Source organism: Bradyrhizobium sp. 25ACV (genome assembly GCF_054863005.1).
The window spans coordinates 1-264 of record NZ_JAVAYO010000131.1; the positions used below are offsets into that span (position 1 = coordinate 1).

Annotated in this window: 1 protein-coding gene; it reads left to right on the forward strand. The window is 75.4% G+C overall.

All coding sequences use genetic code 11. The features are described from left to right. On the forward strand, positions 1-264 hold a 264-nt coding region (locus RAD04_RS38855; RefSeq protein WP_461627990.1), incomplete at both ends, for a hypothetical protein.

Below are 264 nucleotides of genomic sequence, written 5' to 3' on the forward strand. Positions count from 1 at the left end.
GAGCTCGCAGGTACCGGGCACGGCTCCGGCGCAGCCATCCGGCCCTGCGCCGGGTAGCCCGGCACCCACCCTGACCGGCCCGGCCACGCTGACCGCAGCCGACAACGGCGCGGTCGTCCGGCTGCACACCGGTCAGAAAGTGGCTGTCACGCTCATGTCGCAGGGCCTTTTCTCCTGGCATGTGCCCGCCGCGGCGGGCGCCGCCGTCAGGAGGGTGAGCGCGAGCGGCGGCTACCCGGGCCAGCAGCCCGCGGCGGCTGCGTT